This is a genomic window from Dactylosporangium sp. NPDC051087 (assembly GCF_055586325.1).
The window spans coordinates 78,847-103,877 of record NZ_JBVJIJ010000022.1 but is presented as its reverse complement, the minus strand read 5'-3'; the positions used below and the strand labels follow the sequence as shown (position 1 = coordinate 103,877).

The following is a 25,031-nucleotide window of genomic DNA, read 5'->3' as shown; positions in this document are numbered from 1 at the left end:
TGCGCATGGACAACACCAGGGACGCGGCGGTCGAGGCCGTCAGGGACGTCGTCGGCAGGGTGCAGGACGCGCAGCGCAGGGAGGCGGTGGACGACTTCGTCGCGCTGTTCCGGCATGACGCGGTCTGGACGACCGGGCACGGGAAGCGGCTGACCGGCCGCGACGAGATCGCGGCGTTCACGGCGAAGGTGCTGCCGGGCGCGATGCACGGCGTCACGGTGACCTACGAGCCGCTGGACGTGCTCTTCATCCGCCCCGACGTGGCCGCGGTGCGGGTCCGGCAGACGATGACGGCGCTCGACGGGACCAGCGAGGGCAGCCCGCTCTATGTCATGGCGCTGGAGGACGGCCGCTGGCTGCTGACCGCCTGCCAGAACACGCCGGTGGTCACCTGAGGTCGCCGCGGAGGCGGCCGGGGGTGATGCGCTGCCGGGCGGCGGCGACGGCGAGCGCGGCGAGGACGAGCAGCAGCCCGGCCGCCGCCCACAGCGTGGGCGCCGCGGCGCCCAGCAGGTCCGATGTGGACAGTGCCATGGCGTGCGCCCACACGCCGATGACGACCCTGGCGCAGCCGCCGGCGAGGAGTAGACCGGTGACGAGCGGGACGGCGGTGGCGGCGAACTCCGCCGCGGCGACCGTCCGCCGCGGGACGCCCAGGACCAGCAGGCGCGTGTTGGCGCGGCGGCGGTCGAGGAGGCGGTCGACGGCGACGACGGCGAACGCGGCGCCGGCGAGCAGGGCGATGGCGGCGAGGGTGACGGACAGCAGGGTCAGGGTGGCCGGGCGGTCGAAGCCGTGGACGGGCTCGAGGGGGCCACCGCGCGACGGCGCCCTGAGGTCGTGGGTGCCTTCCAGGCGGGTCGCCGGGTGGTCGGCGGCGAGGTAGGCGGCGAACGCCTCGGCGTCGTGGGGGTCGGTGGAGAGGGTGACGACGCCGGGCTCCGGCAGGGCAATGACGCCGGGCGCGCCGGCGATGTCCTCGGCCGGGCCGATCACCCGGAACGTGCCGCTCGGGGCGGGCCGCTCGACGTGGCCGGCCGCGACGGCGAGGCCGACCCCGGACACGAACATCGCCACGACGACCGAGGCGACCAGGCGCGGCGCGTGCGACGGGGTGTGGTCCAGCAGGTGCCCGGCCAGGCGCACCGGCACCCGGGCGGAGGTGGCGAGCCGGCGGCCCAGCCACGCGGTGAGGACCGGGGTCGCGGCGGGCAGGCCGGCGGCGCACAGCAGGACACCGCCGGCGAGGAATGCGGCCCGCGCCGCGAAGGGCAGCCCCGGCACCAGGACTCCCGCCGCCGCCGCGAGACCGAGGACGGGCACCAGCAGGCGGCTGCCGTGCGGGCGCGGCGCCGGTGCTTCGCGGCGCACCGCGAGCGGGTCGGCCGGCGCGGCGCCGAACGCGCCGATGAGGACGGACAGGGTCGTCACGGCGGCCACGACCCCGGCGAGGAGGGCCGGCCGGGCCGGCACGTCGGCGGCGGACCAGTGGAACCGGCCCAGGTGCCAGCTCTCGGACAGCGGCCGGAGCAGCAGGAACACGGCGGTGCCGAGCAGCGCGCCGGTGAGGGCGACGAGCCCGGACTCGGCGGCGGTGACCAGTTGCGCCTGCCGGCGGGTGGCGCCGAGGAGGCGGATGGTGGCGAGCCGCCGGTCGGGTGCGCCGGCGGACAGCCGCGAGCAGGCGGCGAGGAGCAGGCCGAACGGCACGAGCAGGGTCAGCGTGAACGCGACGGTCGCGGACTGCTCGGGCAGCGGCCACGAGCCGGCCTCGGCGGCGCCGAACCCGGTGGCGGAGACCGGGTCGACGAGGGTACCGGGGTGGACGCCGACCCAGGCGCGCAGCTCGTCGGGGGCGGCGAGGCCGGCCGGGCCGATCGTGCCGACGATCTGCTGCCGGAACCTGACGCGGACCCGCGGGTCGGTGCTGATCAGCTCGGCGAGCGCGGGTGAGACGACGGCCTCGTCCCGGCCCGGGAGGCGCGCGACCCCGGGTGGTCGTGGTGTCTCGCCGGTGGCGGCGACGGCGATCCGGATGAGCTCGCGCCCACCGATGCTGTCGCGCACCTCGACGAACCGCAGCGTGCCCCCGGCTCCGCCGGCGCCGCCGGCGCCGCCGGTGACCGGGGTGCGCTGCGCCTGGCGGTGGTGCTGCGCGTCGATGACGGCGGGCGCGGCGATCGCGGCGAGGAGCACCACCGTGCCGAGCGCGGTGCCGGCCGCCATCAGCGCGATCCGCGTCCACCCCCGCGGGCCGCCGCCGAGGGTGAGCCGGAGCCCGAGCCGCAGCCACGGGCTCACAGCAGGGCCTCGGTGGCGAGGCGGCCGTCGTGGAGGAAGACGGTCCGGTCGGCGTAGGCGGCGGCGCGGGCCGAGTGGGTGGCGAGCACCACGGCGGCGTCGCGGCGGCGAGCCGCGCCGGTCAGCGCGTCGAGGACCAGCTCGCCGGCGGCGCTGTCCAGGGCGCCGGTCGGCTCGTCGGCGAAGACGACTTTCGGGTCGTGGACGAGCGCGCGGGCGACGGCGGCGCGCTGGGCCTGCCCGCCGGACACCTGCCCGGGCCGCTTGCCGGCGACGTCGGCGATCTCCAGCTCCTTGAGCAGCGCGCCCGCGTCCGCGGGGCGGCGGCGCAGCAGGCGCAGCGGCAGCTCGACGTTTTCCCGCAGGGTCAGCTCGGGGATCAGGTCGCCGAACTGGGACACGAACCCGAAGCTGCGCAGCCGGATCTCGCTGCGGACGTCGTCGGACCTGTTGTGGATCCAGACGCCGCCGTAGGTGACGGTGCCGTCGTCCGGGACCAGTACCCCGGCCAGGACGTGCAGCAGGGTGGACTTGCCGCAGCCGCTGGGGCCCATGACGGCCACGACCTCGCCGCGCCTGACGGACAGGTCGACGCCGTCGAGGGCCTGGGTGGCGCCGAACGCGAGCCCCAGGCCGGCCCCGGTCAGCACCGCGGGTCCTGCAGCGTCGCGCGGATGCGGTCCAGGCGCGGGCCGGCGGCGTCGATCCAGCGCAGGTCCGCCTCGAGGTGGAACATCTCGAAGTCGGCGTCGAGCTGCTCGATCGGCTCGCCGGTGGTGCGGACGCCGCGCAGGTGCCGCATGCGGGCCATGTGCGTCTGCCGCTGCCGCTCCAGGATCTGCTGCGGCCGGCGGCTGGTCAGCAGCGCCACCACGATCTTGGCGAACAGGATCTGCCGGGAGGCGCGCAGGTCGGGCAGCTCGGGCTCGGCGAGCCAGCGCTCCAGCTCGGCCACCCCGGCGCCGGTGATGCCGTAGAGGCGCCGGTCGGGGCCGCCGCCGGGCTCCACGCCGACCTGCTCGGTGAGGCCGGCGTCGGCGAGGCGGCGCAGCGATGCGTACACCTGGGCGGACGCGACGGGGTGCCCGCCGGCGAACCACCGGTCGTAGCGCTGACGCAGCGTGTACCCGTACTGCGGCTGCCCTTCGAGCAGGCCCAGCAGGGATCGACCGACCGACATGTGCCGAACGATACCGCGACTAGCAACCGAGTTGCTAGAGGGCCAGCCGGGTGATCTCCGCGGTGAGATCGGCACGGAGGGCGTCGTGCTCGGGGCCCAGCGGCACCGCCTCCCGCGTCGCCGCCGGGTAGTTCGTCACCGGACCGTGCTGGAACTCCGCGGGCTCCCAGTCGTAGCGGGGATGCACGTGCCCGTGCAGGAACGGGTCGAAGTTGCCGAGCACCATGTAGTTGACCCGGCGGAACCGCGGGTCGTGCCGGGCGCACACGGTCTGCACCGCCTCGCCGATCAGGTCCAGGTCGGCCAGGAAATGCAGGCGCCGGGCCCGCGGCAGGTCGGCGAGCCGGTCCGCGGCGGGGTCGGCGGCGAGCAGGACGCAGTAGCCCGGCAGGAACTGCGAGTCGCCGATGACGGCGAACCCCGAAGCCAGCCGCACGAGCACGGTCGGGTTGCGGCCCTGCAGGGCCGACCGGATACGGTCTTTGCGCCAGTCGTCCATCGCGGCCACGGTACCGTCAGCGCATGGGGACGAGCTACCAGACGCTGCTCGTGGCCGCCGCGCTCGAGCAGGTCTGCGGCGCGCTGTCCGTGGCGGGTGTCGACGCGATCGCGCTGCCCGCCGCGGCGAACCGGACGGCTGTGATCCCGCGCGAGGGCGCGCTCGACTTCGCCGACCCGGGTGACCTGGCGGAGCGGATCGGCGCCGGCACCGGCTGGGCGACCCTGGCCAACGTGGTCGAGGACTCCGACTGGCTGCAGCTGGAGGCCTATCAGGAGGGCCGGTTCGTGCACCGGTACCGCTCCGACCGTCCCGCCCCTGACGACGCGGCCCGCCTGGCGCCGTTCGGCATCGGCGACGTCGACACCGGCCGCCTCGGCAGGGCGTTGCGCGGCGAGTTCGACGGCGCCGGCCCCGTCTACGCCGAGTTCCAGCACCGCCTCATCCTCAACGCCCTGCACCTGGACCCCCGCGGCCTCACCACCGCATACCGCTGGGCCGACACCGGCGACCTGCCGGGCGCGGTCCGGGTGAACAGCTAGTCCCAGGCGTTCTGGTTCAGAAACCTGGCGAAGCCGCGCCAGGAGTTGGGGCCCATCACGCCGTCGACCGGGCCGGTGTAGCCGTAGCCGGATGCGAGGCGCTGCACGGCCTTCCACGAGTTGACGCCCATGACGCCGTCGATCGGGCCGGTGTAGCCGTAGCCGCGCATCGCCCGCTGCAGCGCGGCGTAGGTGTTGGTGCCCGGCACGCCGTCGATGGGCCCGGTGTAGCCGTTGGTGAGCCGCAGCCAGTTCTGCATCCGCTTGTACATGACCGGGCCGGGCTCGCCGGTCGTCTCGGTGGTGGTCTTCGGCAGGCCACCGGACGGGTGGGCGGCGATGTACTCCAGCGGGCTGATCCTGACGCCGCCCGGGTCGATCATGTGCCAGTGCACGTGCGGGCCGGTTGACGAGCCGGATCCGGGTGCGCCGGCCGCACCGCCGGAGCGCCCGACCGTCGCGCCACGGGCCACGGACGTGCCGTTGGCCAGGACGAAGGCCGACAAGTGCAGGTACTGGCTGCGGTACCCGTCCGCGTGCGCGATCGTCACGGTGTGACCGCCGGTGCCGTTGTTGGGAATGTTGCTCACGGTCCCGGCGCCGCAGGCGGGCAGGCTGGTGCCGACCGCCATGGCGAAGTCGATCCCGCCGAGCGACCCGTTCGCCCGGTGCTGCGCCCAGGTCTGCGTGATGGTGTAGCCGGCGAACGGGTTGTAGATGACCGGCGCCGCGTAGGCGACGCCGGGCAGGCCGAAGACGACCCCGCCGGTGACCGCGGCGCCGCCGAGGAGCACTCCGCGCCGGCTGATGCCGGCGGCCGGCCGGTCTTCGGCACCGCAGCACGGTGGGACGTCCGGACGCGTCATCAGGTCACTCCTCGGTAGTGGTTCGCAGCAACCTAACCAGCGCGTCGGGATCAATCAATAGATATACGTAGATTTAACCTGATGATCACCCGGACAGGACGCCCGACAGTCCGCCGGCCTGGGTGCGCCAGTCCGCGGGCGACGGCGCGGCCCACCGGCCGCCGACCCGGTTGAGACTGTCCCGGGCCGCCCACACCGAGTTCGCCTGCGTGGTGCGGAAGGTCTGGAACTGCGTGCCCGCCTCCGCCAGGTACCCGATGAAGATGCCCTTGAACTGCTTGGCGTTGTCGTCGCACGTCGCCGGCGGCACGTCGCACGACTCGGTCAGCACCCCGGAGCGCACGAGGGGCGAGGCGAGCGCCGCGGTGCCGAGCTGCCGGGCACGGTCCAGATAGGACACCGTCCCCGTGGCCCGGTACAGCTCCATCGCCGCGCCGATCGCGAGCCCCTGGTTGTAGGACCACACCGTCTGGCCGTTGTTGGCGCAGCCGTTGGTGAGCCCGTCGTTCACCAGGCCCGAGCCGTTGATCATCCCGCTGGCGGTGAACCAGTTCCATCCCGTCACGGCCCGCTGCAGCCAGACCGTGTCGCCGGCCAGGCGGTTGTGCAGGGCGGCGGTGAGCCGCAGGTACAGGCCGATCGTGACGGCGTTCTTGTACGTGCGTTCCCGGTCCCACCACACGCCGCCGCCGCACGTGGACGTGTCGTAGAACCCGTTGACGTAACCCGCGATGGTGACCGCCTCGTCGAGGTAGGCGCGGTCGCCGGTCAGGTCGTAGGCGGCCACCCACGTCAGCCCCCACCAGGCACTGTCGTCGATCGAGCGGCTGATGAAGTGCCCGTCGACCGGGTCGGAGGAGCGGGCGCCGGCCGGGAACGCGACCCGGTTGACGTCGAACGTCCGGCGGACCGTCCACAGGTACCGGTTGTCGCCGGTGCGCCGGATGTAGTCGATGACGGTGCGCAGCGCGACCGCGGAGTTCCACCAGCTCGACGGCCACCACGCGGTGTTCGGGTCGTAGGAGTACATCAGCGCGTCGGCCATCGCCGCGGCGCGGTTCGACGACGGGCGGGCCCATGCCGTGCAGGTGACGGACCCGGCCCGCCCGCAGGCCCGGATCGCGCCGCCGTACAGCAGCGACGCCGGGTCGGCGGTGTTGTACCTGGCGGTGCGCGCCGTCGTGGTGCGGCCCAGCAACGAGCCGCCGGGCCAGGTCGCGCCGGCGTCCCAGGAGCGGTCCAGCCACACCTCGTCGCCGGCCTGCCCGCCCGACACGGTGCCCCACGCCATGCCGGCCGCGTCCAGGTGCAGCGCGAACGTCCGGCCGTTGAGGCTCGTCGTCCTGACGGCCTCGGCGTCGGTGCCACCGGTGGCACCGTCGCACGCCGGCGCGCACAGCGGCAGGTGGCTCCAGCCGGTGCAGGCCACCCCGCGGGCGTCGCCGCAGGCGCGGATCAGCCCCCGCCGGTGGTTCGACGGATCGGCCACGTTGTACATGAGGGTGCGGGTGCCGGTCCACGTCCCCGGGATGGACGCCTTGCCCAGCAGCCCTTCCCAGGTGGCGCCGCCGTCGAAGGAGCGGTCGAGCCACACCGAGTCGCCGAGGGCCCCGGCGTCGATGCTGCCCCACGCCATGTTGTCCACATCGGACACGTGCAGGACGAGCCGCCGGCCGTTGACGGTCACCGTCGGGACGGGGAACGTCTCCTGCCGGGCGAGGGACGGGTCGCGGGTGTCGCAGTACAGCGCGCAGATCGCGGCCGCGGCGTGCGCCGCCTGCCCGGGCAGGACGGCGAAACCGAGCAGCAGCAGGGTAACCAGGACACGTCGCATCGATGTCACGCTGAGCTCCCATGGCGGTGGAAGTCCGACGGATTCGACACCAGCAAACATTTCCGGACGCAAACTGTCAACAGTCCTTATCAATATTTACGAAAGCCAACGGCCATCCGCCGTACCCCCCGCGTGCGTGCCGGATTCGTACCATCCGGGCCATGCGTCGATCGATGTTCCTGTGCCTGGCCGTCGCCGCGGCACTGCTGCCACCGCAGGCCGCGGCGGCGGCACCCGCCTCGCAGTTCACCGTCGTCAACGGCGCGATCCGCCCAGCGACCGGCACCCCGGTCCCGCCGTCCGGCACGCACGCCTCGCTGTGGAGCAACAGCAGCGTCGCCACGACCACGATCGACGGCTCCGGCCGGGTCCAGATCGGTGCCGTCGGCGACTACTGCGAGGCGTGGCCGACGGTCGAGGTGAGCGTCGACGGCACCGTCACCGGCCGCACCACCATCGTCAGCGCCACCAGCTACGGCACCTACCCGGTCGGCGCCGCCGTCGGCGCGGGCCGGCACACCGTGCGCATCCAGCTGGTCAACGACCGGCAGACCGCCGCCTGCGACCGCAACGTGCACATCGCGTACGCCCGGATGGAGTTCGCGGCCACCGACCCGAAGTTCACGTTCGCGGTCATGCCCGACACCCAGCAGGAGGTGCTCAACGCCGGCGACACCCGCTTCCGGCAGCGCACCACCTGGCTGGTGAACAACCGCGCCACCCTCGACCTGCGGTTCGTGACGCACTCCGGCGACGTGGTCAACTGGGACACCGCCGACCACGCGCAGTACGTGGTGGCCCGCGACGCGATGCGCCCGCTGGAGACCGCCGGCATCCCGTACGCCCTCGCCATCGGCAACCACGACACGCAGGCGACCGGCGTCGGCGGCTCGGCCCGCGACCCCGCGCGCACCAAGGAGCTGGTCCGCGGCACGACCGTGTTCAACCGGTACTTCACCGCCGCGCAGTACGGCGCGGTCCGCGGGCAGTTCGAGGCCGGCAAGGTCGACAACTCGTACTCGACCTACGAGGCGGGCGGCGTGCAGTGGATGGTCATGACCCTCGAACTGTGGCCCCGGCCCGAGGTCGTCGCGTGGGCCCGCACCGTCGTCGCCGCGAACCCACGGCACAACGTCACCGTCGTCACCCACGACTACATCGACGGCAGCGGCAACATCGAGCAGACCAACGGCGGCTACGGCGCGACCAGCCCGCAGTACCTGTACGACAACCTCATCAAGCAGTACGCGAACATCCGGTTCGTCTTCTCCGGCCACACCGGCGTCGCCGGCAACCGGGTCGACACCGGCGTGCACGGCAACCGGATCTACTCGTTCCTGCAGACGTTCCACTCCGGCACCACCAACCCGGTGCGGCTCGTCGAGATCGACACCGCCGCCGACTCGGTGCGGACCTGGATCTACGCGCCGTACACGAACCAGTCGTTCCCCGAGTACGACCGCACCTTCACCGGCATCGGCCTGGTGCGCTGAGCGTGGACCGGGTCGCCGTCGTCTACAACGCGCGGTCCGGCGCGCTCCTGGACGCCGGGTCGCCGCGGGAGCTGCTCGCCGGGATGTTCGGCCGGGCGGGCGTCACCGCCGACGTCCGGCCGTTCGACCCGAGCACCCTCGCGGCCGACGTACGGGAGCTGCTGCTGGCGGAGCCGGACGCGCTGTTCGTCGCCGGCGGTGACGGCACCGTGCGGTCCGTCGCCGAGCGGATGCTGGGCAGTGACGTGCCGCTCGGCGTCATCCCCGCCGGCACGATGAACGTCCTCGCCCGCGACCTCGGCGTGCCCGACGGCCTGGAACCCGCGGTGGCGGCGCTGCTGGCGGCGCCAGTCACCCGGATCGACGTGGCGACGGTCAACGACGTGCCGTTCCTGTGCAGCTCGACCCTGGCGATGATGCCGCACCTCGGCCGCCTGCGCGAGCACGCCCGTGGGCGCACCGCGGCCGAGGCGGTGCGGCTGCCGGGACGCGTCGTGCGGCTGCTGCGGCGGTACCCTCGGCTGCGGCTCACGATCGAGGTCGACGGGACCGTGCACCACGCACGGACCAGGGCGGTCGTCGTCTCGTGCAACCCGCTCTCGGCCGGCCCGGCGCCGATGCCCGGCCGGGACCGTCTCGACGCCGGCACCCTCGCCGTGTACGTCACCGACGACCGGACCGTCTGGGACCTGCTCTCCGTCGCGGCCAAGCTGTGGCGCGGCAGCTGGCAGCGCGACGGGCGGGTCCGCACTTATATCGGCGGGACCGTCCGCGTCCAGGCGCCGTCGCTGGCGATGATGAGTGTCATGAGTGACGGTGAGATCGCCCAGCTGAGCCTGCCGCTGCGCTACGAGATCCGGCCGGGCGCCCTCGCCGTGCTCGCGCCATGAGGATCGCGCAGATCTCCGACCTGCACTTCGGCCGCGACGTCCCGGCGGTCGCGGCGGCGCTGCTGGCCGACCTGCGCGACACCGCGCCGGACCTGGTCGCGGTGTGCGGCGACCTCACACAGACCGCCCGGGACGCCGAGTTCCGCGCCGTGCGGGCCTTTCTCGACGAGCTCCCGGCACCGGCGCTCGTCGTGCCCGGCAACCACGACCTGCCCGGCTGGCGGTTCTGGTCGCGGTTCACCCGGCCGTGGCGGCCCTGGCGGCGGCACATCGGCACCGACCCGCGCGGCGCCGTCACCCACACCGCCGGCGGGCTCGTCGCCGTCGGCGTCAACACCGCCCGCAGCTGGGGCCCGCACCACGACTGGTCGCGGGGCCGGATCGACGACCGGCAGCTGGCCGCCGCGGCCGCCGCGTTCGAGGCAGCGCCCGCCGGCGACCTGCGGGTGCTCGTCGCGCACCACCCGTTCCTGCTCACCGACGCGGGGCGGGCCCGCGGGCTGGTCGGCCGGTCGGGCCCGGCGCTGCGGCACCTGCGGCGGCGCGCGGACCTGCTGCTCGGCGGGCACATCCACCTCGCGTACAGCGGCGTCGTGGACGGCCTCGTCGTCGCCCAGTCCGGCACCGCCTGCTCCAACCGGCTCAAGGGCGAGCCCAACAGCTACAACATCGTCGAGGCGACCGGCGACCGGCTGACCGTCACCACCCACCGCTGGACCGGCACCCGCTTCGCCCCGGGCGGTCCTTCGGGGTACCACCGCGACGGTCGTAAATGGATCTGACGCCCCGCCCGTAGAGTGTCCGCATGGCTTTGCGGGGACGGCAGGTGCTCGTGCTGGTCGCGGCGGTGGTGGCGGTGTTCGCCCTCTTCGTCACGGGGATCGTGCTGGTGGTGACGCGGGCCGCGGACGGGCCGCGGGTCACCCTGACGGTGACCGCGTCCGGCGCTGGCGACCTCGAGGTGACCAGGGCGCTGCTGCTCGCCCGGATGAAAGCCGCGAAGCTCGCCGACCCGTCGGTGACCCGCGACGGCGACCGCGGGCTCGTGCTCACCGCCCACCGCACCTCGGTGGAGCAGCTCAAGGCGCTGACCGCGCCCGGCCGGCTGCACCTGCGCCGGGTCGCCGCCGCCGCAGACGGGTCCGGCACCGCCACCACCACGCTGCCCGCGCCGACGTCAACCCCGGCGGTCGCCGCGTCGCTCGGCGACGCCTATGCCGCCGCGGCCGCCGTCACCACCGAGCAGGAGGCGCAGGCACTGCCCGCGGCCGTGCGGGCCGCGTTCGCCGGGCTGCCGCCGCAGGACGTCGCAACCCTCCCGGCGCGGATGCGGCTGCTGATCCCGGAGATCCGCTGCGAGCAGCTCGCCGGCCGGCCCGCGGACGTCGCGGGCGAGCCGGTCGTCGCCTGCGAGGGCCCGGTGAAGATGCTGCTCGACCCGGCGGCGATCACCGGCGCCGACCTCGCCTCGGCGACGGCGGGCCGCTCCGACCAGGGCCAGTGGGTCGTCACCGCGGCGTTCCGGCCCGGCGCGCAGGCGAAGTTCACCGACCTGTCGAAGCAGCTGTCCGAGCAGCGGGAGCGGCTCGCCATCGTCCTGGACAACGCGGTCATCTCCGCGCCGCAGGTAGTCGGCGTCATCACCGGCGACGTCCAGGTCACCGGCCAGTTCACCGAGCAGCGGGCCCGGGCTCTCGCCGCCCAGCTCGGCGGCGGCGGTGAGCTCCCCGTCACGCTCACGGTCGGCTGAGGCGTTTCGCTCAGGTCCCGGGCGCGCGGTGCCGATCGGGCAGCGGAGGCACCATGCGGCAGCGGATCTTCGGCTCGGTCCTGGCCAGCATCGCCCTGGCGGCGTTGCTGCAGCTCGCGCTGCCCGTGCTGCCGCCGGTGGCGGGCACCCTGACGGCAGGGGTCGTCATCTGCGTCGCGGGCGTCGTCGCCGCCGCCGGCAGCGCCCGCCGCGGTCGCCGCGCCCGGACGGCGACGCGCCGGCACCGGATCGGCTGGGCGGTCGCCGCGGTCGCGTCGGCGCTGCTCGCCGTGGCGTATGCGGTGTTCGCCGGGTACGCGGTCGCCGGCGTCGAACCGCGCGACTCCCCCGGCGGGGCCTTGTCGATCCTGGCCGCCGCGGGCGCGATGGGCGCCGTGCTGTTCCTCGCCCCGCGGCTGCCGAACGCGATGGCGTGGTGCACCCATGTGCTGCTGGCGACGTCGGGGCTGGCGATGGTCCGGCAGTTCCTGAGCCTGGTCACGGTCCGCAGGCTGCTCGGCCGCCTCGACGAGCAGCGGGACCGGCTGCACCACCAGGCGCACCACGACGGCCTGACCGGCCTGCCGAACCGGGTCGCGTTCCACACCCGCGCCGGGGAGGTCCTCGCCGCCGCCGGCCCCGCCGACCAGTTCGCGGTGCTGCTGCTGGACCTCGACGGCTTCAAACCGGTCAACGACACGCACGGGCACGCCGCCGGGGACCTGATGCTGGTCGCCGTCGGGCAGCGCTTCGCGGCCGCGGTGCGCCCCGGCGACGTCGTCGCCGGGCTCGGCGGCGACGAGTTCGGCGTCGTGCTCGCCGGCCTGACCGGTCCGGGCCAGGCCGACGAGATCGCCGCCCGGCTGGTGGCACGCGCCGCCGAGCCGGTCCGGGCCGGCGACGCGGAGCTGCGCGTCGGCGCCGGCGTGGGCATCGCCCTCGCCACCGGCCCCGGGCACGTGCTCGACCGGTTGCTCAAGACCGCCGACGACGCCCTGTACGAAGCCAAGGCGGCCGGTCGCAACCAGGCGCGGCGCGGCGCCGGCCGGGGCATGACGAGTCGCGTCGCGGCTTCCTAGGGGCGCGGCCGGCGCTGCCAGGCGCGGGGTGCGGTCCACCGGCGCAGCATCGCGACGAGCCGGAAGACGAAGACGAACACCGCCGCGGCGGCCGCGATCCCCGGCATCGGCAGGCCCGCCTCGTGGGCGGCGGCGACGATGACGGCGCCCGCCGCGGCGGGGATCGCGTACAGGTGCGTGTCGGCCTGCACCAGCGCCGGGGTCTCCCCGGCGGTGATGTCGCGCAGCACCCCGCCGCCGACGGCGGTCGTGATGCCGAGCAGCAGCGCCTGGATCGGGCCCAGGCCGTACTCGAACGCCTTCAGCGTGCCGGTGACGCAGAACAGGCCGAGGCCGGCGGCGTCGAACACGAGCACCGTGAACGACAGCCGCTGCGCGAGCGGGTGGACGAAGAACGTCACGGCCGCGGCCGCCAGCGGGATCGCCAGGTAGGTGAGGTTCGCGAACGCCGGCGGCGGCGTGTCGCCGATGATCACGTCCCGCAGGATGCCGCCGCCGAGCGCCGTCAGCAGCGCCAGGACCACGATGCCGACGACGTCGAACCCTTTGTGGATGGCCATCAGCGCACCCGACGTCGCGAACACGTAGAGCCCGACGAGCTCGAGGACCCCGACGACCGCACCTGCCGACATGCCTGCCAGTGTCGCCGGTTCAGAAGTTGTACGCGGCACCGGCCGGCAGCAGCCGGTCGCGCGGGTCGTGTTCACCCGGAGTAAGGAAGCGCGACGCTTTGTGGCGGTAAATACTGATATCGCCAGAAATGTGTGCGATACGATCCCGGCTACACGTCGAGCGCTTCCCCCGGTGCGGACCGAGAGGGACATCGTTCATGACCGTGCGGACCAGCATCGCGGCGCTCGCCGTCACCGCCATCACCGCCGCCGCGCCCGCCACGGCCGCCGCGCCCGCCACGGCCGCCGCGCCCGCCACGGCCGCGCCGCCGCCGTCCCCTTCCGGCGCCTGGACCCACGACGGGTTCGACGCGGGCAACAGCGGCTACAACCCCGCCGAGCGGGCCGTCAACGCCGGCAGCATCGGCCGGATCGCGCAGCGCTGGTCGGTGCGGCCCGCGCCGGGCGCGGAAGGGTGCGCGCCGGCGCTGCCGCCGCCGCTGGTCGCCGACGGCCGCGTGTACGTCCTGGACGGCGAGGGCGTCACGGCCCTCGACGCGGCGACCGGCCGCCGGCTGTGGCGGGACCCGCGGATCCTCGACAGCCTCGACTCCCGGCAGCTCGTCGTCACCGACGGCATGCTCGTCGTCGCCGGCACCTCGTGCTACGCCAACAGCGACCCCGACGGGCACCTCGTGGCGCTCGACGCCGCGACCGGCACCCGCAGGTGGGCGGTGACGCAGGAGCCACCGGTCAACGCGCTGACCGCCGACGCCGGCACCGTCGTCACGTCCGGGTGGGCGACGGCGACGAACCAGGACACCGTCATCTCGTACACCAGCCGCAGCGGGAAGCGGCGCTGGAGCCGTCCGGGCGCCGTCCTCGCCGGTCCGGTGTCCTCCGCGGGCCGGGTGCTGCTGCACGACGCGAAGGGCACCACCGCCGTGACGGCGGCCGCGGGGACGACGCTGTGGCGGACGAGGACGCGGTGGACGCCCCTCGCGGCGACCGGCGACCGGTTCCTCGCCGTGCCCGACCCCGTCTCCCAGGGCGACCAGCAGGGGCTCGCGGCGATCCGGGCGGACTCGGGCGGGATCGCGTGGCGGCAGCCGGCGGCGGTGGCGGCGGTCGCCACCGACGGGCGGCGGGTCTACGCCACGTCCGGCCGGACCGTCACCGCGTTGCACGCCGGCAAGGGCACGAAGCTGTGGACGCGGGGGCTGCCCGGCGCGGCGGGGCGACCCGTCCGGGCCGGCGGGCTGCTGTACGTCACGGTCGAGGGCGGACCGGCCGCGGTGCTGTCACCGGTCACCGGCGGTGACGTGCCCGGCGCCGCACGCCTGGACGGCGCCGGCGGGCACGTCGTCGTCTCCGGCGGGCGGCTCTACACCACCGACGGCAGCGTCCTGCGCGCCTACACCCCGTGAGCCCGTGCGGGCCGCGCCCACGCCCGCCGCGACCACCAGGACCATGCCGAGCACGCCGAGCGGGCCGGGCGCCTGGTGCAGCAGGACACCACCGACGATCAGCGCGACCGCCGGTTCGAGGCTCATCATCGTGCCGAAGGCCCCGGCGGTGAGCTTCCGCAGCGCGTACATCTCCAGGCTGAACGGCACGACGGCGAGCAGGACGGCGAGTCCGAACCCGGCCGCGAGCACGGTCCACGTGAGGCCGGCCACGACCGACGGGCCCGCGACGGCGGACGCGACCAGCCCGGCGACGAGCGTGGCGACGGCGAGGCCCGCATAGCCGCTGACGTGGTCGCCGACGTGCTGGGTCAGCAGGATGTAACCGGCCCAGCAGGCGGCCGCGGCGAGGGCGAACGCGACACCCGCCGGGTCGGTGCCGCCGTGCCAGGGCTCGGTGAGCAGCACGACGCCGCCGCCCGCGAGCAGCGGCCACACCAGCGTCGCGCGGCGGCCACGGGCGGCGGCGACCGCGAGCGGGCCGAGGAACTCCAGGGCGCTGGCCGTGCCGAGCGGCAGCCGCGCGACCGCGGCCATGAACGTCAGCGTCATGCATCCGGTGACCACCCCGAGGGCGACGGTCGCCAGGATGCTGGCCCGGGTGAAGTCCCGCGGCCGGGGCCTGACCAGCACCAGCAGGAGCAGCGCCGCGCAGACGAGACGCAGGCAGACGGCGCCGGACGGGCCGACGCTGTCGAACAGGCCGGTGGAGGCGGCCAGGCCGAGCTGGATACAGACCATGGCGGAGATCGCGGCGAACATGACCCGAAGTAGACGGCATCCGAACCGTCCACGTCCACGTGAGATTCGCTGATGTACCGTTCGGAAATGCTGAACAATGACCGCCTGCTGCTCCTGGCGGAGCTCGCCAGGCTCGGCTCGATGCGGGAGGTCGCCGAGGAGCTCGGCACCACCACGTCGACGGTGTCGCAGCAGCTGGCGGTCCTCGCCAGGGAGGCGGGCACCGCCCTGATCGAGCCCGACGGGCGGCGGGTCCGGCTGACCCCGGCGGGCCGGCGGCTGGCCCGGCACGCGGTGACGATCCTCGCCGCGGTCGAGGCGGCCCGGCTGGACCTGGACCCGTCCGCCGAGCCCGCGGGCACGGTGCGCGTCGCCGGGTTCGCCACCGCGATCCGCCGCTCCCTGCTGCCGATCGTCACCGCGCTGCCGGCCCGCCATCCCGCGCTGCGCGTCCTCATCCACGAGCACGAGCCCGCCGAGGCACTGCAGCTGCTCGCCGGCGACGAGGTGGACCTCGCCCTCACCTACGACTACAACCTCGCCCCGGCCGCGTTCCCCGACTTCGTCGAGGCGAGTCCACTGTGGACCTCGCAGTGGCACCTCGGCGTGCCGTCGGAGTCCACAGTGGATGGTGGGACGCCGGACGTGTTCCGCCACTTCCGGGACACGCACTGGCTCGTCAACTCCCGCAACACCGCCGACGAGGACGTGGTGCGGACCGTCGCCTCGATGGCCGGCATCACGCCACGGATCGCGCACCGCGCCGACAGCCTCGACCTGATCCAGGACCTGATCGTCGCCGGCCTCGGCGTCGGCCTGCTCCCCGCGGACCAGCCCACGATCGCCGGCGTCTCACTGGTGCCGCTGCGCAACCCCGACGTGCGGCTGCGTGCGTTCGCGGTGACCCGCCTCGGCCGCCGCGCCTGGCCACCCCTCGCCGTCGTCCTGTCCCTGCTCTCCGAGGCGTGACCGGTGCCAGCCGCGCCGCTACCGCAAGGCGGCGAGGACCTCGGTGAGCTGGCGGCGGGTCGGCAGGAGGCGGAGGCCCTCGTCGATCTCACGGGCGGACCAGGCGCGGTGGGCCGGGTCGGTGGCCGGGTCGAGGGCGGTGCGGAGCTGGGCGTGCAGGAAGTTGAGCCGGCAGCCCAGCAGCATCGTGAAATCGGCCGGGCCGGTGATGCGGCCGGGACCGCCCGCACGGACGTACGCGGCGTACAGGGCCCGCATGGCAGCGAGGTCGAGACGGTCGTCGCAGTACCAGTCGAACAGCATCCGGGCGAGCTCGCGGGCGGGCGCGGCGGGGCCGACGTTGTCCCAGTCGACGACGACCGCGGCGCCCGCCGGGTCGGCGAGGATGTTCTCCGGGTGCAGGTCGCGGTGACAGACGAGCAGGGTGGCCGGATCCGCGGGACCCACGTCGGCGCACAGTCCGGGCAGGGTCGCGAGGCGCTCGGTCAGCAGCGGGGTCCAGTCGCCGGCCGTGGGCGGCCAGGCTCCGGGCACGCTGTCGTACCAGGGTTCGCCGTCTGGCGGTGCGGGCGGCGCGCAGCGGTGCAGGCGGGCCAGGAGGGTGCCGAGGGCGGCCGGGGTGGCGGGCGCCGAGGGGTCGATCGGGTGCAGGTCGATCCAGTCGAACAGCCGCAGCCACGTGCCACCGGACGTCCGGTGCAGATGGCGCCCGTCCGTGCCGGGATGGCTGAGCGGGAGTCGTACACCTGCCGCCGAAGCCGCCGCGGAGAACCGCAGCTCCGCGGCGATCGCCGCCGCTGAGGGCGGGGCGCGGAAGAGCTCCTTCAGCGCGAAGGGGCCGCCGGCCGTGTCGACGCGCCAGATCTGGCCGAGGGCGCCGCGCGGGCCGGGGGTCAGGACGGCGCCGGCGGGCCAGCCGTACGCGGCGCGGGCCTCAGCTTCGTCGTGCATGCAGGAACGCCTGGGGGGACTTCTCGGTGCCGGCGGGTGGCCGGACGAGGCGGGCGGTGACCGGCAGGCCGAGCGCGGCGAGCGCGGCGGTGAGGCGATCCGGGTCGGGCAGGTGCCAGTCGAGCGGGACGGGACGGCCGTACGCGGACTCACGGCGGTAGCTGGTGCCGCCGGCATGGAAGCCGAGCAGGAGATGCCCGCCCGGCGCGAGAACCCTGCGCAGCTCGGCCAGGACGACCGGCAGCACCTCCGGTGGCGTGTGGTTGATGGAGTACCAGACCAGCGCGCCGCCCAGTGACGCGTCGCCGAGCGGCAGGGCGGTGAGCGACGCGACGCCGAAGGGCAGCGCCGGATGCCGCCGCCGGGCCTCGGCGATCATGCCCGCGGACAGATCGAGGCCGAACACGTCCACGCCGCGCCCGGCGAGGTGCGCGGTGACCCGGCCCGTCCCGCAGCCGAGGTCGCCGACCCTGCCTCGGACGGTGTCCGCGAACGCCGCCAGGAACCCGCGCTCCGCCTGCTGCTCGGCGTCGAGGCCGGGCAGCAGGCGGGCGTAGTCGGCGGCGACGGTGTCGTAGGCGCGCCGGGTGTCACCGAAGGTCACAGCGCGTGGCCCGTGGTGCTGTCGACGTTGGCGGGCAGCGCGCCGTCGTGGCGGTCGCCGGTGGAGATGGTGCCGGTCGGCTCGAACATGAGAATCGCGCCGCCGGGCGAGGACGGCCGGTGCTCCACACCGGGCGGCACGACGAACGTGTCGCCCTTGCGCAGCCGGACGGTCCGCTCGCCGTGCTCGTCCCGGACGGCCACGTCGAACTGCCCGTCCAGCACGAGGAAGAACTCGTCGGTGTGCTCGTGCACGTGCCAGACGTGCTCGCCCAGGGTGTGCGCGATGCGCACGTCATAGTCGTTGACCCGGGCGACGATCCGCGGACTGTACACGTCGTCGAAGGAGGCGAGCGCCTCGGTCAGGTTCACCGGCTGCATGTCCCTATGCTGCCTCTTCCGGAGCCCCGGCGGCTTGTACGTTCTTGACGCCCCCGCCAGGGCGCCCGGTGGGCGACCTGGCCAGGGCGCCCGTGGACGATCTGGCCAGGGCGTCCGTGGGCGATCTGGCCAGGGCGCCGGTGGGCGATCTGGTTACTGTGCCTGGTGGGCGATCTGGATCAGGTTGCCGCACGTGTCGTCGAACGTGGCGACGGTGACCGGGCCCATCTCGGTCGGCTCCTGGGTGAAGACGACACCGAGGGCGCGCAGCCGCTCATACTCCTTGTGCACGTCGTCCACCGCGAACGACGTGTAGGGGATGCCGTCCTCGATGAGCGCCGCCCGGAACGGGGCGACCGCGGGATGGTTCGCCGGCTCGAGGAGCAGCTCGGTGCCGTCGGGACGCTCCGGCGACACCACGGTGATCCAGCTGAACTCGCCCATCGGCACGTCGTGCTTCTTCACGAAGCCGAGGACCTCGGTGTAGAACTTCAGCCCCTTGGCCTGGTCGTCGACGAACACGCTCGCCAGGTTGATGATCATCAGGTGTCCTTCGTTCGTGGGTCTGCCGGATTTTCTGGGTCCGCCGGATTTCCAGGGGTCAGCCACCGCTCGACGATCGCCCGCAGCGGGGCGGTGTCGAGGTGATGGAACTTGTAGCGCCCCTCCCGCCGCGTCACGACCAGCCCGGCCGTCTCCAGGAGCTCCAGGTGCTGGGAGATCGCCTGGCGCGACGAGCTGATGTGATGCTTCATGGTGAGGCGGCCACAGAGCTCGAACAGTGTCTGCCCGTCGCGATCGGTGAGCTCGTCGACGATCGCGCGGCGGGTCGGGTCGGCGAGCGCCTTGAAGACGTCGCCACTCATCTCGCTCATGACCCCCTCATGATAGGCAAGCATTTGCTTGCATATCAAGTCGCCCGGCGCTTCACAGGGCGGTCGGCGTGGTGACCGTGAACCGCGCCTCCACCTCCGCCCGCACCCGCTGCCGCGGCGGATCCAGCTGCAGCGGCGCGGCGCCGCCGTAGGAGGCCCGCTTCATGGCGCCCGCGTCATACGCCTGGAACGGCCCGACCTGATCGGTGCGCCCCAGCCCCGGGTCGGCCAGCTCGATCAGGTCGACGACCTGCGCGCCGAGCGCCTCGGCATACTCCTTGCCCCGCGCGATCGCGTCGGCGACGGCGTCGGCGCGCACCGCCTTGAACACCGGACTCTCGGGCCGCAGCGACCACGTCGGGCCGTGCACGTGCGCCTGATCCTGCCCGGCGACCGTCAGCATCAGCTCCCCCAGCGCCGCGAAGTCGTGCACCACGACCGTGGTGGAGACGCTGCCGGAATATGCCGTGACCCGCTCGCCCTTCTTGGCCGTCTCCGGGTGCACGTGCAGGCCGCCCGTCTCGCGCCGCTCGATCGCGTCACCGTGCCGGTCGAACAACGCCCGCAGCGCCTCCGCCCGCTCCCGCAGCCGGGTCAGCGTCGCCTCCCGGTCCTTGTCCCGCGCCACGACCGTCACCGTGAACTCCGCCAGCTCGGGATCGACCTCACGAAACGCCTCACCACGCACCGCAACCACTGTCATGCCGGCAGCGTAGTCACGGCGTACGACATTTTCGGCGGCTCGCCGCTACCGGTGCAGGACGTCCAGGACGAGCCGGGTGAAGCCGCTCGCGAGGAGGGTGGCGGCGATCGCGGTGAGCAGGATGCCGGCGATGCGGTCGAGGATGACGCGGGAATGGTCGGACAGGCGGCGGCCGGCCTGCCCGGCGACGTACACGCAGACGCCCGTGACCGCGGCGTACGCCAGGGCGGCGATCGTCAGCGCCAGGATGCCCGCCACGCCGTTGACCTGGGCGCGGAAGCTGATGAGGACCGCGATCGTGGCGCCGCCGACCGTGAGGGGGAACGTGAGCGGCATGAAGACGATCGACCGCCACGACGTCGACGGTACGACCAGCGCCGCGGCCGTCGGGGCCGGCTCCTCGGTCCGGCCGAGCATCATCGGTACAGCGGCGGCCATCAGCGCGATGCCACCCGTCGCGGACAGCGCGGCCGTGGTGAGGCCGAGCAGTTCCAGGAGCGGCTCCCCCACCAGGATGGTGACGACCGCTATGGCGGCGACGTTGACGAACAGGCCGAGCGCGAGCCGGACGTGCTGGCGGGTGTCGACCGGTTGCAGCACCGGGATGTACGACGACACCGCCGCGACCGGGCTGTAGAGCCCGACCAGCGCCAGCAGCATCAGGACCGCCTGCTCCGCACCGCCCCCGTGGGTCATCCGCGGCGCGTCACAGTCCGTCGCGGAGGATGGGGCAGGTCATGCAGTGCCCGCCGCCGCGGCCCTTGCCGAGCTCGAAGCCCTCGATCTCCACCACCTGGACGCCGTGCTCGCGCAGGTTGCGGTTGGTGTACTCGTTCTTGTGGTACCCGACGACCACCCCGGGCTCGATCGCGACGAAGTTGCAGCCGCTGTCCCACTGCTCCCGGGCCCGCTGGTCCGGGTCGCCACCGGTCGGCACGACGTCGAGGTGCCCGATGCCCAGAGCGTCCTCGAACGCCGCGACGAGCCCCTTGTCGCGGCGCACGTCGAGCGTGCCGGGCCGGTCGCCGGGGAACAGCGTGAACGCCGCCGCGCCCTCGACCACCGGCGGGTAGCCGGTGGCCTTGTCCCGGTCCACCAGCGTGAAGACGGTGTCGAGATGCATGTACGAGCGGCTCGGCGGGATCTGCACGGCGATCACCCGCCCGGCGGCCTCCCGCGCGAACAGCGACAACGCGAGGTGCTCGACCATGCGCGGGCTGGTCCGTTCGCTGACCCCGACCGCGACGGCGCCGTTGCCGATCGGCATCATGTCCCCACCCTCGAGGCACGCCCGCCCGAAGTCCTCCTCGTCGAAGCTGCCGTCGTCGCCCATCGGCGGGTACCAGTACTCGAACCCCGCACCGGCGAACATCGGATGGTGGTGGTAGATGATGCTCTGGTTGATCGTCTCCAGCCGCCGGGCGTGGAAGAACAGCGGGTTGAGCGACACACCGCCGTAGAGCCAGGCCGCGGGGTCACGCTGGTAGAGCGAGTTCGGCAGCGCCGGCAGGATGAACGACCTCGGCTGCGCGAGTGCCGCGACCAGGGACCGCCGGTCGAGGTCCGGTTGCCGCGCTCGTACGAGGTCGACGAACTCCGCCTTCGTCAGCCCCCCGATGAGATGCTTGGCGAGGGTCTCACCGTCCCACCCGGCGAGCTCCTCACGGACCGGGTCGAGCAGCACCGGCCCGACCGACAGGTGCGTGACGGTGCGCTCGACGGCGTGCCGCCGGGCCTCCGGACTCTCCAGCGCCTCGGCGAGCAGCGCCTGGTGGTAGTACACCTCGACGCCGTGCCCGCGCAGCATCGCCACGAACTCGTCGTGCTCGGACTGCGCCCGGCTCACCCACGGAAGGTCGTCGAAGAGCAGTTCCTCCCGGTTGTTCGGGGTGAGCCGACGCAGGCTCAGCTCCGGCCGGTGCACGATCACTTTCCGTAGCCGGCCGACCTCCGACGCAACACCAAACGGTCCGGGCACAACCGACCTCCGCGCCTCGGCGCCCCCGGTACGGGACGCGGCAGGCCCCGGCACTACCCCACCCGCGCCGTTCCACACCGCCGCCGGGCCTTTCGCCCACAATGCGGCAAGACACCCCCACTTCCGGGACCCGCTGGCGGCCTGGTCCGGGAGGTGGAGTGCGCGCGTGATCATGGTCGGCCTCCGGACACCACATCCGGTCGGCGGCGGTCAGCGGACCCGGCCGGTGCGCAGGTCGATCCACCGGCTGCGCCCGTCGACGGTCGCGCCGAGTGCCGCGGCCGCGCCGGTCGGGACGCTGACGACGATGATCGCGCCGGTGGTGATGTCGCCGTCCAGTGGGTGGATGGTGCCGGCGACGTCGACGCGCCAGTCGGCGAAGAGCGTGGCGTAGCCGCGCTCCGGCTCGGGCAGGTGACCGGTGTCCGGGACGTGGGCCAGCAGGAACTCGTGGCCCTCCGCCGCCCGGTGCTCACCCTTCATCGAACGGCTCACGTCGTCGGGATGCAGGCCATACGCCGCCTGCGAGAAGACGAAACCATCGAAGGTGCGGGCGGTGCCGAGGGTGTCGAACGCGACGCCATACGTCGGGCCGACGAGCCGCGCGGACGCCGGGTCGACAGGCCGGCTGTCGGCGGCCGCCACCAGCTTGCCGAACGTGCCGAGCCCGCCGCGCAGGACGCCGCTGTAACCGGCGTCGACGGTGACGATCCCGGGCGGCTCGGCCCTCCATCCGCAGCCGAGCGCGAGCACCGCGACGACCGCGAGGACGAGGACCCTGGCGCGTGGCATCGCCCGAGGGTGGCATCGCCGCGGACGACGCACCGCCCTCTGTCGAACATCGGTCACACCGGCACGAACGTCAGGCCGGCCCGAACGTCACACCGGCACGAACGTCAGGCCGGCACGAACGTCAGGCCGGCCCGAGCCCGCGCTTCGCGCGACCCGTCAGTCGGGCCAGTCGCCGAGGAGGTGGCGGCGGACCAGGGCGGCGTGCGACAGCGGGGTGGCCAGGTCGGTGACGTCGCCGTTGGTGGTGTAGTCGAGCAGGACCAGGTCGCCGTCCTCCGCCAGCCGGCGCAGCCCCAGCACCTCCTCGGCGGCCCGGTGCTCCAGCACCCACCGATATGCGGGCAGATAGATCCGCCGACTCGTAGTCCAGCAGTGTGGACCCGGCCAGTCCCCGCCGGTGGCCGTGGACCCGGCCGAAGCGGCGGACCGTCCGCTTCAGCCCCGTCATGCCCGTCGCCGTCAGCTTCGCCGGGTCGACGTCGGCGGTGTCGAACACCTTCAGCGCCTGCCAGATGCCCTCCACCGACGCCCCGGCGGTGCCCGGGCTGAACGGCACCGGGATGCCCCCGTGCGGGTAGAACGGGCTCAGCCGCACCCACGGCTGCGGCCCGCGGGACGTCACGTCGATCACCGTCGCGCCCGGGAACGCCGCCGCCAGCGACGCCGCGCCCCGCCGGCGGCTCGCCACCTGCACCATCATCGAAATCGCCTCCCCCATCCCACGCATCATGCCCCCGGGGTACGACAATTCTCGGCATGGACGATCCGTACGACCTCGCCAGGTTCACCGCCGCGCAGCAGGACACGTACGACGACGCGCTCGACGAACTGCGCCGCGGACGGAAGCGCAGCCACTGGATGTGGTTCGTGTTCCCGCAGGTCGCGGGCCTCGGGTCGAGCTACGCGGCGCAGCGCTTCGCGATCGCGTCGCTGGACGAGGCGCGTGCCTACCTGCAGCATCCGGTGCTCGGGCCGCGGCTGCACGAGTGCGCGGAGGCGATGCTCGGCAACACGGAGGCGACCGCCCGCGAGATCCTCGGCGACATCGACGCGATGAAGCTGCGCTCGTCCATGACCCTGTTCCAGCTCGCCGCGCCGGAGGAGACCGTCTTCAGCCGGGTCATCGTCCGGTTCTTCGAGGGCGCCGCCGACGCCGAGACGATCCGGCGCGTCTGAGCCGCACGTCAGGCCGGTCGCTCGAACGGCAGCGGCATCCCGGCGGCGTCCAGGACCCGTACGTAACCGTCGACGATCGCCGCGAGATGGCTGGCCGCATAGGCCAGCTCCTCCTCCGCGGCGGCCGTCTCGCCCGACCGGAGCAGGTCCAGGGCCCGCCGCACCTCGCCGGTGAGCACGGACAGGGAGTCGCCCTGGACGAGGACGCCCGGGAAGCGCCGTCCGGGCAGTCGTAACACCGCGTAGTTGTGCTGACCCGTCATCATCTCGACCTCTACGCGTGCCATACCTGATCTTACGGCCGGCGCCGGGGTTCGGCCCTGGCACGTTTCCGGGATTCGGCCGCGCGCCGTGTTGCCTACCGTCAGTTGCAACACCACGACAGACCTTCCAGGGGAGCACACAAAATGAGCGAATACGGCGACGGCGGCGCGGACTACGGCCACTACGAGGCCGGTCAGGAGCACGAGTCCCTCGACCAGCTGCACCAGGCGTCCGGCAGCGAGCAGGACTACAACTCCCAGTTCGGCGTGTACGAGGCCGACCACGCCTCGGCCGAGAACACCAGCTTCGACCAGGGCCACCACGTCGAGTACACGGACCCGAACGGCGCGCACTACGAGGAGTCGGACTACACCTCCTACGACCACTCCGCCGCCGAGACCGACCACGTCTTCGCCGCCGAGGGCTCCGAGTCCTACAGCGCCTCCGAGTGGAGCCAGCTGGACGCGCTGCAGCACCAGCTGGACACCGCGTTCGCGTCGGCCACCCAGATCAGCACCGTCTCCAACTGAGACAACCCGCCCCCTGGCGTAGGGCCGGTCACCGTCGCGGTGGCCGGCCTTCGCCGTGCCGGGCCCCGGCCGCTCAGTGCTCCAGGTCGCCTTCGGCCCTGGCGGCGTCGAAGTCGGCGGCGGTGACCGAGCCGCCGTCGTTGGTGTCGTAGTCGACGGCGATCCGCCAGCGAAGGTCGACCTTGCGGGCGAGGGTGTGGAAGCGGCCGTACAGGACGATCCGGTCGGCGCCGGTCGGCTGGACGACGATGCGGAACACGCCGCGCTCGCTGGCGAGGTCCTGCGAGGCGAGCCGCTCGGTGAAGCGGAACGTGATCTCGGCGGCGTCGCCGCGGGCGGTCAGGCCGGCGAACCAGGGCCGCACCTGTCCCGCGTAGGACGCCGGCCCGAACACCGTGCGGTTGGTGCCGCTCGCGCGGATCAGGTCGGGCGTGTGCAGCGCGAGGAACGCGTCGGCGTCGCGGGCGGCGTACGCGGCCCGCAGCGGCTGCCACACGTCGGTGTTCAGCTCGCGGAGGAGCCCGATCCGGTCGGTTGCCATCCGGCCACGCTATGAC

The 25,031-nt window shown here is 73.7% G+C and carries 29 protein-coding genes and 2 pseudogenes; 11 read left to right on the top strand and 20 right to left on the bottom strand.

The genetic code is table 11. The features are described 5' to 3' along the window. The first annotated feature begins 5 nt into the window (after positions 1–5). Positions 6–395, top strand: a complete 390-nt coding sequence (locus tag ACZ6TV_RS36755) for an SgcJ/EcaC family oxidoreductase (protein WP_465302748.1) — start codon at positions 6–8, stop codon at positions 393–395. Here ACZ6TV_RS36755 and ACZ6TV_RS36750 read toward each other — a convergent pair. Genes ACZ6TV_RS36750 through ACZ6TV_RS36735 form a run of 4 tightly spaced genes read right to left on the bottom strand, consistent with a single transcriptional unit; the run spans position 388 to position 3,980 of the window. After that, positions 388–2,301, bottom strand: a complete 1,914-nt coding sequence (locus tag ACZ6TV_RS36750) for an FtsX-like permease family protein (protein ID WP_465302746.1) — start codon at positions 2,299–2,301, stop codon at positions 388–390. The two genes, ACZ6TV_RS36755 and ACZ6TV_RS36750, sit on opposite strands and share 8 nt — an antisense overlap. Continuing rightward, on the bottom strand, positions 2,298–2,951 hold the full coding sequence (locus ACZ6TV_RS36745; protein WP_465302745.1) for an ABC transporter ATP-binding protein: 654 nt from the start codon (positions 2,949–2,951) through the stop codon (positions 2,298–2,300). Before ACZ6TV_RS36745 ends, ACZ6TV_RS36750 begins: the two co-directional genes overlap by 4 nt. After that, a complete protein-coding gene (locus ACZ6TV_RS36740) occupies positions 2,945–3,481 on the bottom strand; it encodes a PadR family transcriptional regulator (protein WP_465302743.1) in 537 nt (178 codons plus the stop codon). The genes ACZ6TV_RS36745 and ACZ6TV_RS36740 overlap by 7 nt, the downstream gene beginning before the upstream one ends. Before the next feature lie 34 nt (positions 3,482–3,515). Beyond that, positions 3,516–3,980 (bottom strand): diadenosine tetraphosphate hydrolase, encoded by a 465-nt coding sequence (locus ACZ6TV_RS36735; protein WP_465302741.1) that lies wholly within the window; start codon positions 3,978–3,980, stop codon positions 3,516–3,518. A 23-nt stretch (positions 3,981–4,003) separates the two neighbouring features. Here ACZ6TV_RS36735 and ACZ6TV_RS36730 point away from each other — a divergent pair, with 23 nt between their 5' ends. After that, positions 4,004–4,522 carry a hypothetical protein gene (locus ACZ6TV_RS36730; protein ID WP_465302739.1) on the top strand — a complete coding sequence of 173 codons (519 nt, stop codon included), beginning with the start codon at positions 4,004–4,006 and terminating at the stop codon, positions 4,520–4,522. Here ACZ6TV_RS36730 and ACZ6TV_RS36725 read toward each other — a convergent pair. Both ACZ6TV_RS36725 and ACZ6TV_RS36720 read right to left on the bottom strand, forming a co-directional pair. After that, entirely contained in the window at positions 4,519–5,388 is an 870-nt protein-coding gene (locus tag ACZ6TV_RS36725) for a peptidoglycan DD-metalloendopeptidase family protein (RefSeq protein ID WP_465302737.1), read from the bottom strand. The genes ACZ6TV_RS36730 and ACZ6TV_RS36725 overlap by 4 nt on opposite strands. An 85-nt stretch (positions 5,389–5,473) precedes the next feature. Further along, a complete protein-coding gene (locus ACZ6TV_RS36720; RefSeq protein ID WP_465302735.1) occupies positions 5,474–7,222 on the bottom strand; it encodes a glycoside hydrolase family 76 protein in 1,749 nt (582 codons plus the stop codon). A 161-nt stretch (positions 7,223–7,383) separates the two neighbouring features. On the opposite strand from ACZ6TV_RS36720, the gene ACZ6TV_RS36715 reads away from it, so the two are divergent. The 5 genes from ACZ6TV_RS36715 to ACZ6TV_RS36695 are packed head-to-tail and all read left to right on the top strand — an operon-like array spanning position 7,384 to position 12,434. Continuing rightward, complete coding sequence (locus ACZ6TV_RS36715; RefSeq protein ID WP_465302733.1) at positions 7,384–8,715, top strand: carbohydrate-binding domain-containing protein; 1,332 nt, start codon at positions 7,384–7,386, stop codon at positions 8,713–8,715. Positions 8,716–8,717: 2 nt separating this feature from the next. Beyond that, a complete protein-coding gene (locus ACZ6TV_RS36710; protein WP_465302731.1) occupies positions 8,718–9,605 on the top strand; it encodes a diacylglycerol/lipid kinase family protein in 888 nt (295 codons plus the stop codon). Then, positions 9,602–10,387 carry a metallophosphoesterase family protein gene (locus ACZ6TV_RS36705; RefSeq protein ID WP_465302729.1) on the top strand — a complete coding sequence of 262 codons (786 nt, stop codon included), beginning with the start codon at positions 9,602–9,604 and terminating at the stop codon, positions 10,385–10,387. The genes ACZ6TV_RS36710 and ACZ6TV_RS36705 overlap by 4 nt, the downstream gene beginning before the upstream one ends. A 23-nt stretch (positions 10,388–10,410) precedes the next feature. Next, on the top strand, positions 10,411–11,355 hold the full coding sequence (locus ACZ6TV_RS36700) for a SecDF P1 head subdomain-containing protein (protein ID WP_465302727.1): 945 nt from the start codon (positions 10,411–10,413) through the stop codon (positions 11,353–11,355). 53 nt (positions 11,356–11,408) lie between these two features. Continuing rightward, positions 11,409–12,434: a diguanylate cyclase domain-containing protein gene (locus ACZ6TV_RS36695; RefSeq protein WP_465302725.1), complete on the top strand. Its 1,026-nt coding sequence runs from the start codon at positions 11,409–11,411 to the stop codon at positions 12,432–12,434. On the opposite strand, the gene ACZ6TV_RS36690 is transcribed toward ACZ6TV_RS36695, so the two are convergent. Next, a complete protein-coding gene (locus tag ACZ6TV_RS36690) occupies positions 12,431–13,066 on the bottom strand; it encodes a trimeric intracellular cation channel family protein (RefSeq protein ID WP_465302723.1) in 636 nt (211 codons plus the stop codon). The two genes, ACZ6TV_RS36695 and ACZ6TV_RS36690, sit on opposite strands and share 4 nt — an antisense overlap. A gap of 128 nt (positions 13,067–13,194) precedes the next feature. On the opposite strand from ACZ6TV_RS36690, the pseudogene ACZ6TV_RS36685 reads away from it, so the two are divergent. Next, positions 13,195–14,301: pseudogene (locus ACZ6TV_RS36685) on the top strand (outer membrane protein assembly factor BamB family protein); the annotation flags it as partial. Positions 14,302–14,346: 45 nt separating this feature from the next. Here ACZ6TV_RS36685 and ACZ6TV_RS36680 read toward each other — a convergent pair. After that, entirely contained in the window at positions 14,347–15,273 is a 927-nt protein-coding gene (locus tag ACZ6TV_RS36680; protein ID WP_465302721.1) for an EamA family transporter, read from the bottom strand. A 66-nt stretch (positions 15,274–15,339) separates the two neighbouring features. On the opposite strand from ACZ6TV_RS36680, the gene ACZ6TV_RS36675 reads away from it, so the two are divergent. Further along, positions 15,340–16,221: a LysR family transcriptional regulator gene (locus ACZ6TV_RS36675; protein WP_465302719.1), complete on the top strand. Its 882-nt coding sequence runs from the start codon at positions 15,340–15,342 to the stop codon at positions 16,219–16,221. Positions 16,222–16,239: 18 nt separating this feature from the next. Here ACZ6TV_RS36675 and ACZ6TV_RS36670 read toward each other — a convergent pair whose 3' ends face one another. The 10 genes and pseudogenes from ACZ6TV_RS36670 to ACZ6TV_RS36625 all read right to left on the bottom strand — a co-directional run bounded on the left by ACZ6TV_RS36670 (position 16,240) and on the right by ACZ6TV_RS36625 (position 23,201). Next, positions 16,240–17,172, bottom strand: a complete 933-nt coding sequence (locus ACZ6TV_RS36670) for a phosphotransferase enzyme family protein (RefSeq protein WP_465302717.1) — start codon at positions 17,170–17,172, stop codon at positions 16,240–16,242. Next, a complete protein-coding gene (locus ACZ6TV_RS36665; protein WP_465302715.1) occupies positions 17,156–17,776 on the bottom strand; it encodes a class I SAM-dependent methyltransferase in 621 nt (206 codons plus the stop codon). Before ACZ6TV_RS36665 ends, ACZ6TV_RS36670 begins: the two co-directional genes overlap by 17 nt. Further along, on the bottom strand, positions 17,773–18,156 hold the full coding sequence (locus tag ACZ6TV_RS36660; protein WP_465302713.1) for a cupin domain-containing protein: 384 nt from the start codon (positions 18,154–18,156) through the stop codon (positions 17,773–17,775). The genes ACZ6TV_RS36665 and ACZ6TV_RS36660 overlap by 4 nt, the downstream gene beginning before the upstream one ends. 153 nt (positions 18,157–18,309) lie before the next feature. Beyond that, on the bottom strand, positions 18,310–18,699 hold the full coding sequence (locus tag ACZ6TV_RS36655; protein WP_465302711.1) for a VOC family protein: 390 nt from the start codon (positions 18,697–18,699) through the stop codon (positions 18,310–18,312). Then, positions 18,699–19,031: an ArsR/SmtB family transcription factor gene (locus ACZ6TV_RS36650; protein ID WP_465302709.1), complete on the bottom strand. Its 333-nt coding sequence runs from the start codon at positions 19,029–19,031 to the stop codon at positions 18,699–18,701. Before ACZ6TV_RS36650 ends, ACZ6TV_RS36655 begins: the two co-directional genes overlap by 1 nt. 52 nt (positions 19,032–19,083) lie before the next feature. After that, complete coding sequence (locus ACZ6TV_RS36645) at positions 19,084–19,734, bottom strand: SIMPL domain-containing protein (protein ID WP_465302707.1); 651 nt, start codon at positions 19,732–19,734, stop codon at positions 19,084–19,086. Between the two features lie 45 nt (positions 19,735–19,779). Then, positions 19,780–20,430 carry a MarC family protein gene (locus ACZ6TV_RS36640; RefSeq protein WP_465302705.1) on the bottom strand — a complete coding sequence of 217 codons (651 nt, stop codon included), beginning with the start codon at positions 20,428–20,430 and terminating at the stop codon, positions 19,780–19,782. 10 nt (positions 20,431–20,440) lie between these two features. Then, positions 20,441–21,886, bottom strand: coding sequence for an arginine deiminase (locus ACZ6TV_RS36635; protein WP_465302703.1), 1,446 nt, complete (start codon positions 21,884–21,886; stop codon positions 20,441–20,443). Between the two features lie 36 nt (positions 21,887–21,922). Next, entirely contained in the window at positions 21,923–22,504 is a 582-nt protein-coding gene (locus ACZ6TV_RS36630) for a hypothetical protein (protein WP_465302701.1), read from the bottom strand. Between the two features lie 156 nt (positions 22,505–22,660). Beyond that, positions 22,661–23,201, bottom strand: a pseudogene (locus tag ACZ6TV_RS36625) (DUF6939 family protein). A 59-nt stretch (positions 23,202–23,260) separates the two neighbouring features. Between ACZ6TV_RS36625 and ACZ6TV_RS36620 the strand changes: the two are divergent. Further along, the gene (locus tag ACZ6TV_RS36620; RefSeq protein WP_465302699.1) at positions 23,261–23,680 is read left to right on the top strand and encodes a DUF1810 domain-containing protein; all 420 of its coding nucleotides are present in this window, start codon (positions 23,261–23,263) and stop codon (positions 23,678–23,680) included. Between the two features lie 8 nt (positions 23,681–23,688). On the opposite strand, the gene ACZ6TV_RS36615 is transcribed toward ACZ6TV_RS36620, so the two are convergent. Beyond that, positions 23,689–23,967: a DUF6959 family protein gene (locus tag ACZ6TV_RS36615; protein ID WP_465302697.1), complete on the bottom strand. Its 279-nt coding sequence runs from the start codon at positions 23,965–23,967 to the stop codon at positions 23,689–23,691. 120 nt (positions 23,968–24,087) lie between these two features. Here ACZ6TV_RS36615 and ACZ6TV_RS36610 point away from each other — a divergent pair, with 120 nt between their 5' ends. Further along, positions 24,088–24,474 (top strand): hypothetical protein, encoded by a 387-nt coding sequence (locus tag ACZ6TV_RS36610; RefSeq protein WP_465302695.1) that lies wholly within the window; start codon positions 24,088–24,090, stop codon positions 24,472–24,474. A 73-nt stretch (positions 24,475–24,547) separates the two neighbouring features. Here ACZ6TV_RS36610 and ACZ6TV_RS36605 read toward each other — a convergent pair whose 3' ends face one another. Continuing rightward, entirely contained in the window at positions 24,548–25,015 is a 468-nt protein-coding gene (locus ACZ6TV_RS36605; RefSeq protein WP_465302693.1) for a DUF4440 domain-containing protein, read from the bottom strand. Positions 25,016–25,031: the final 16 nt, after the last annotated feature.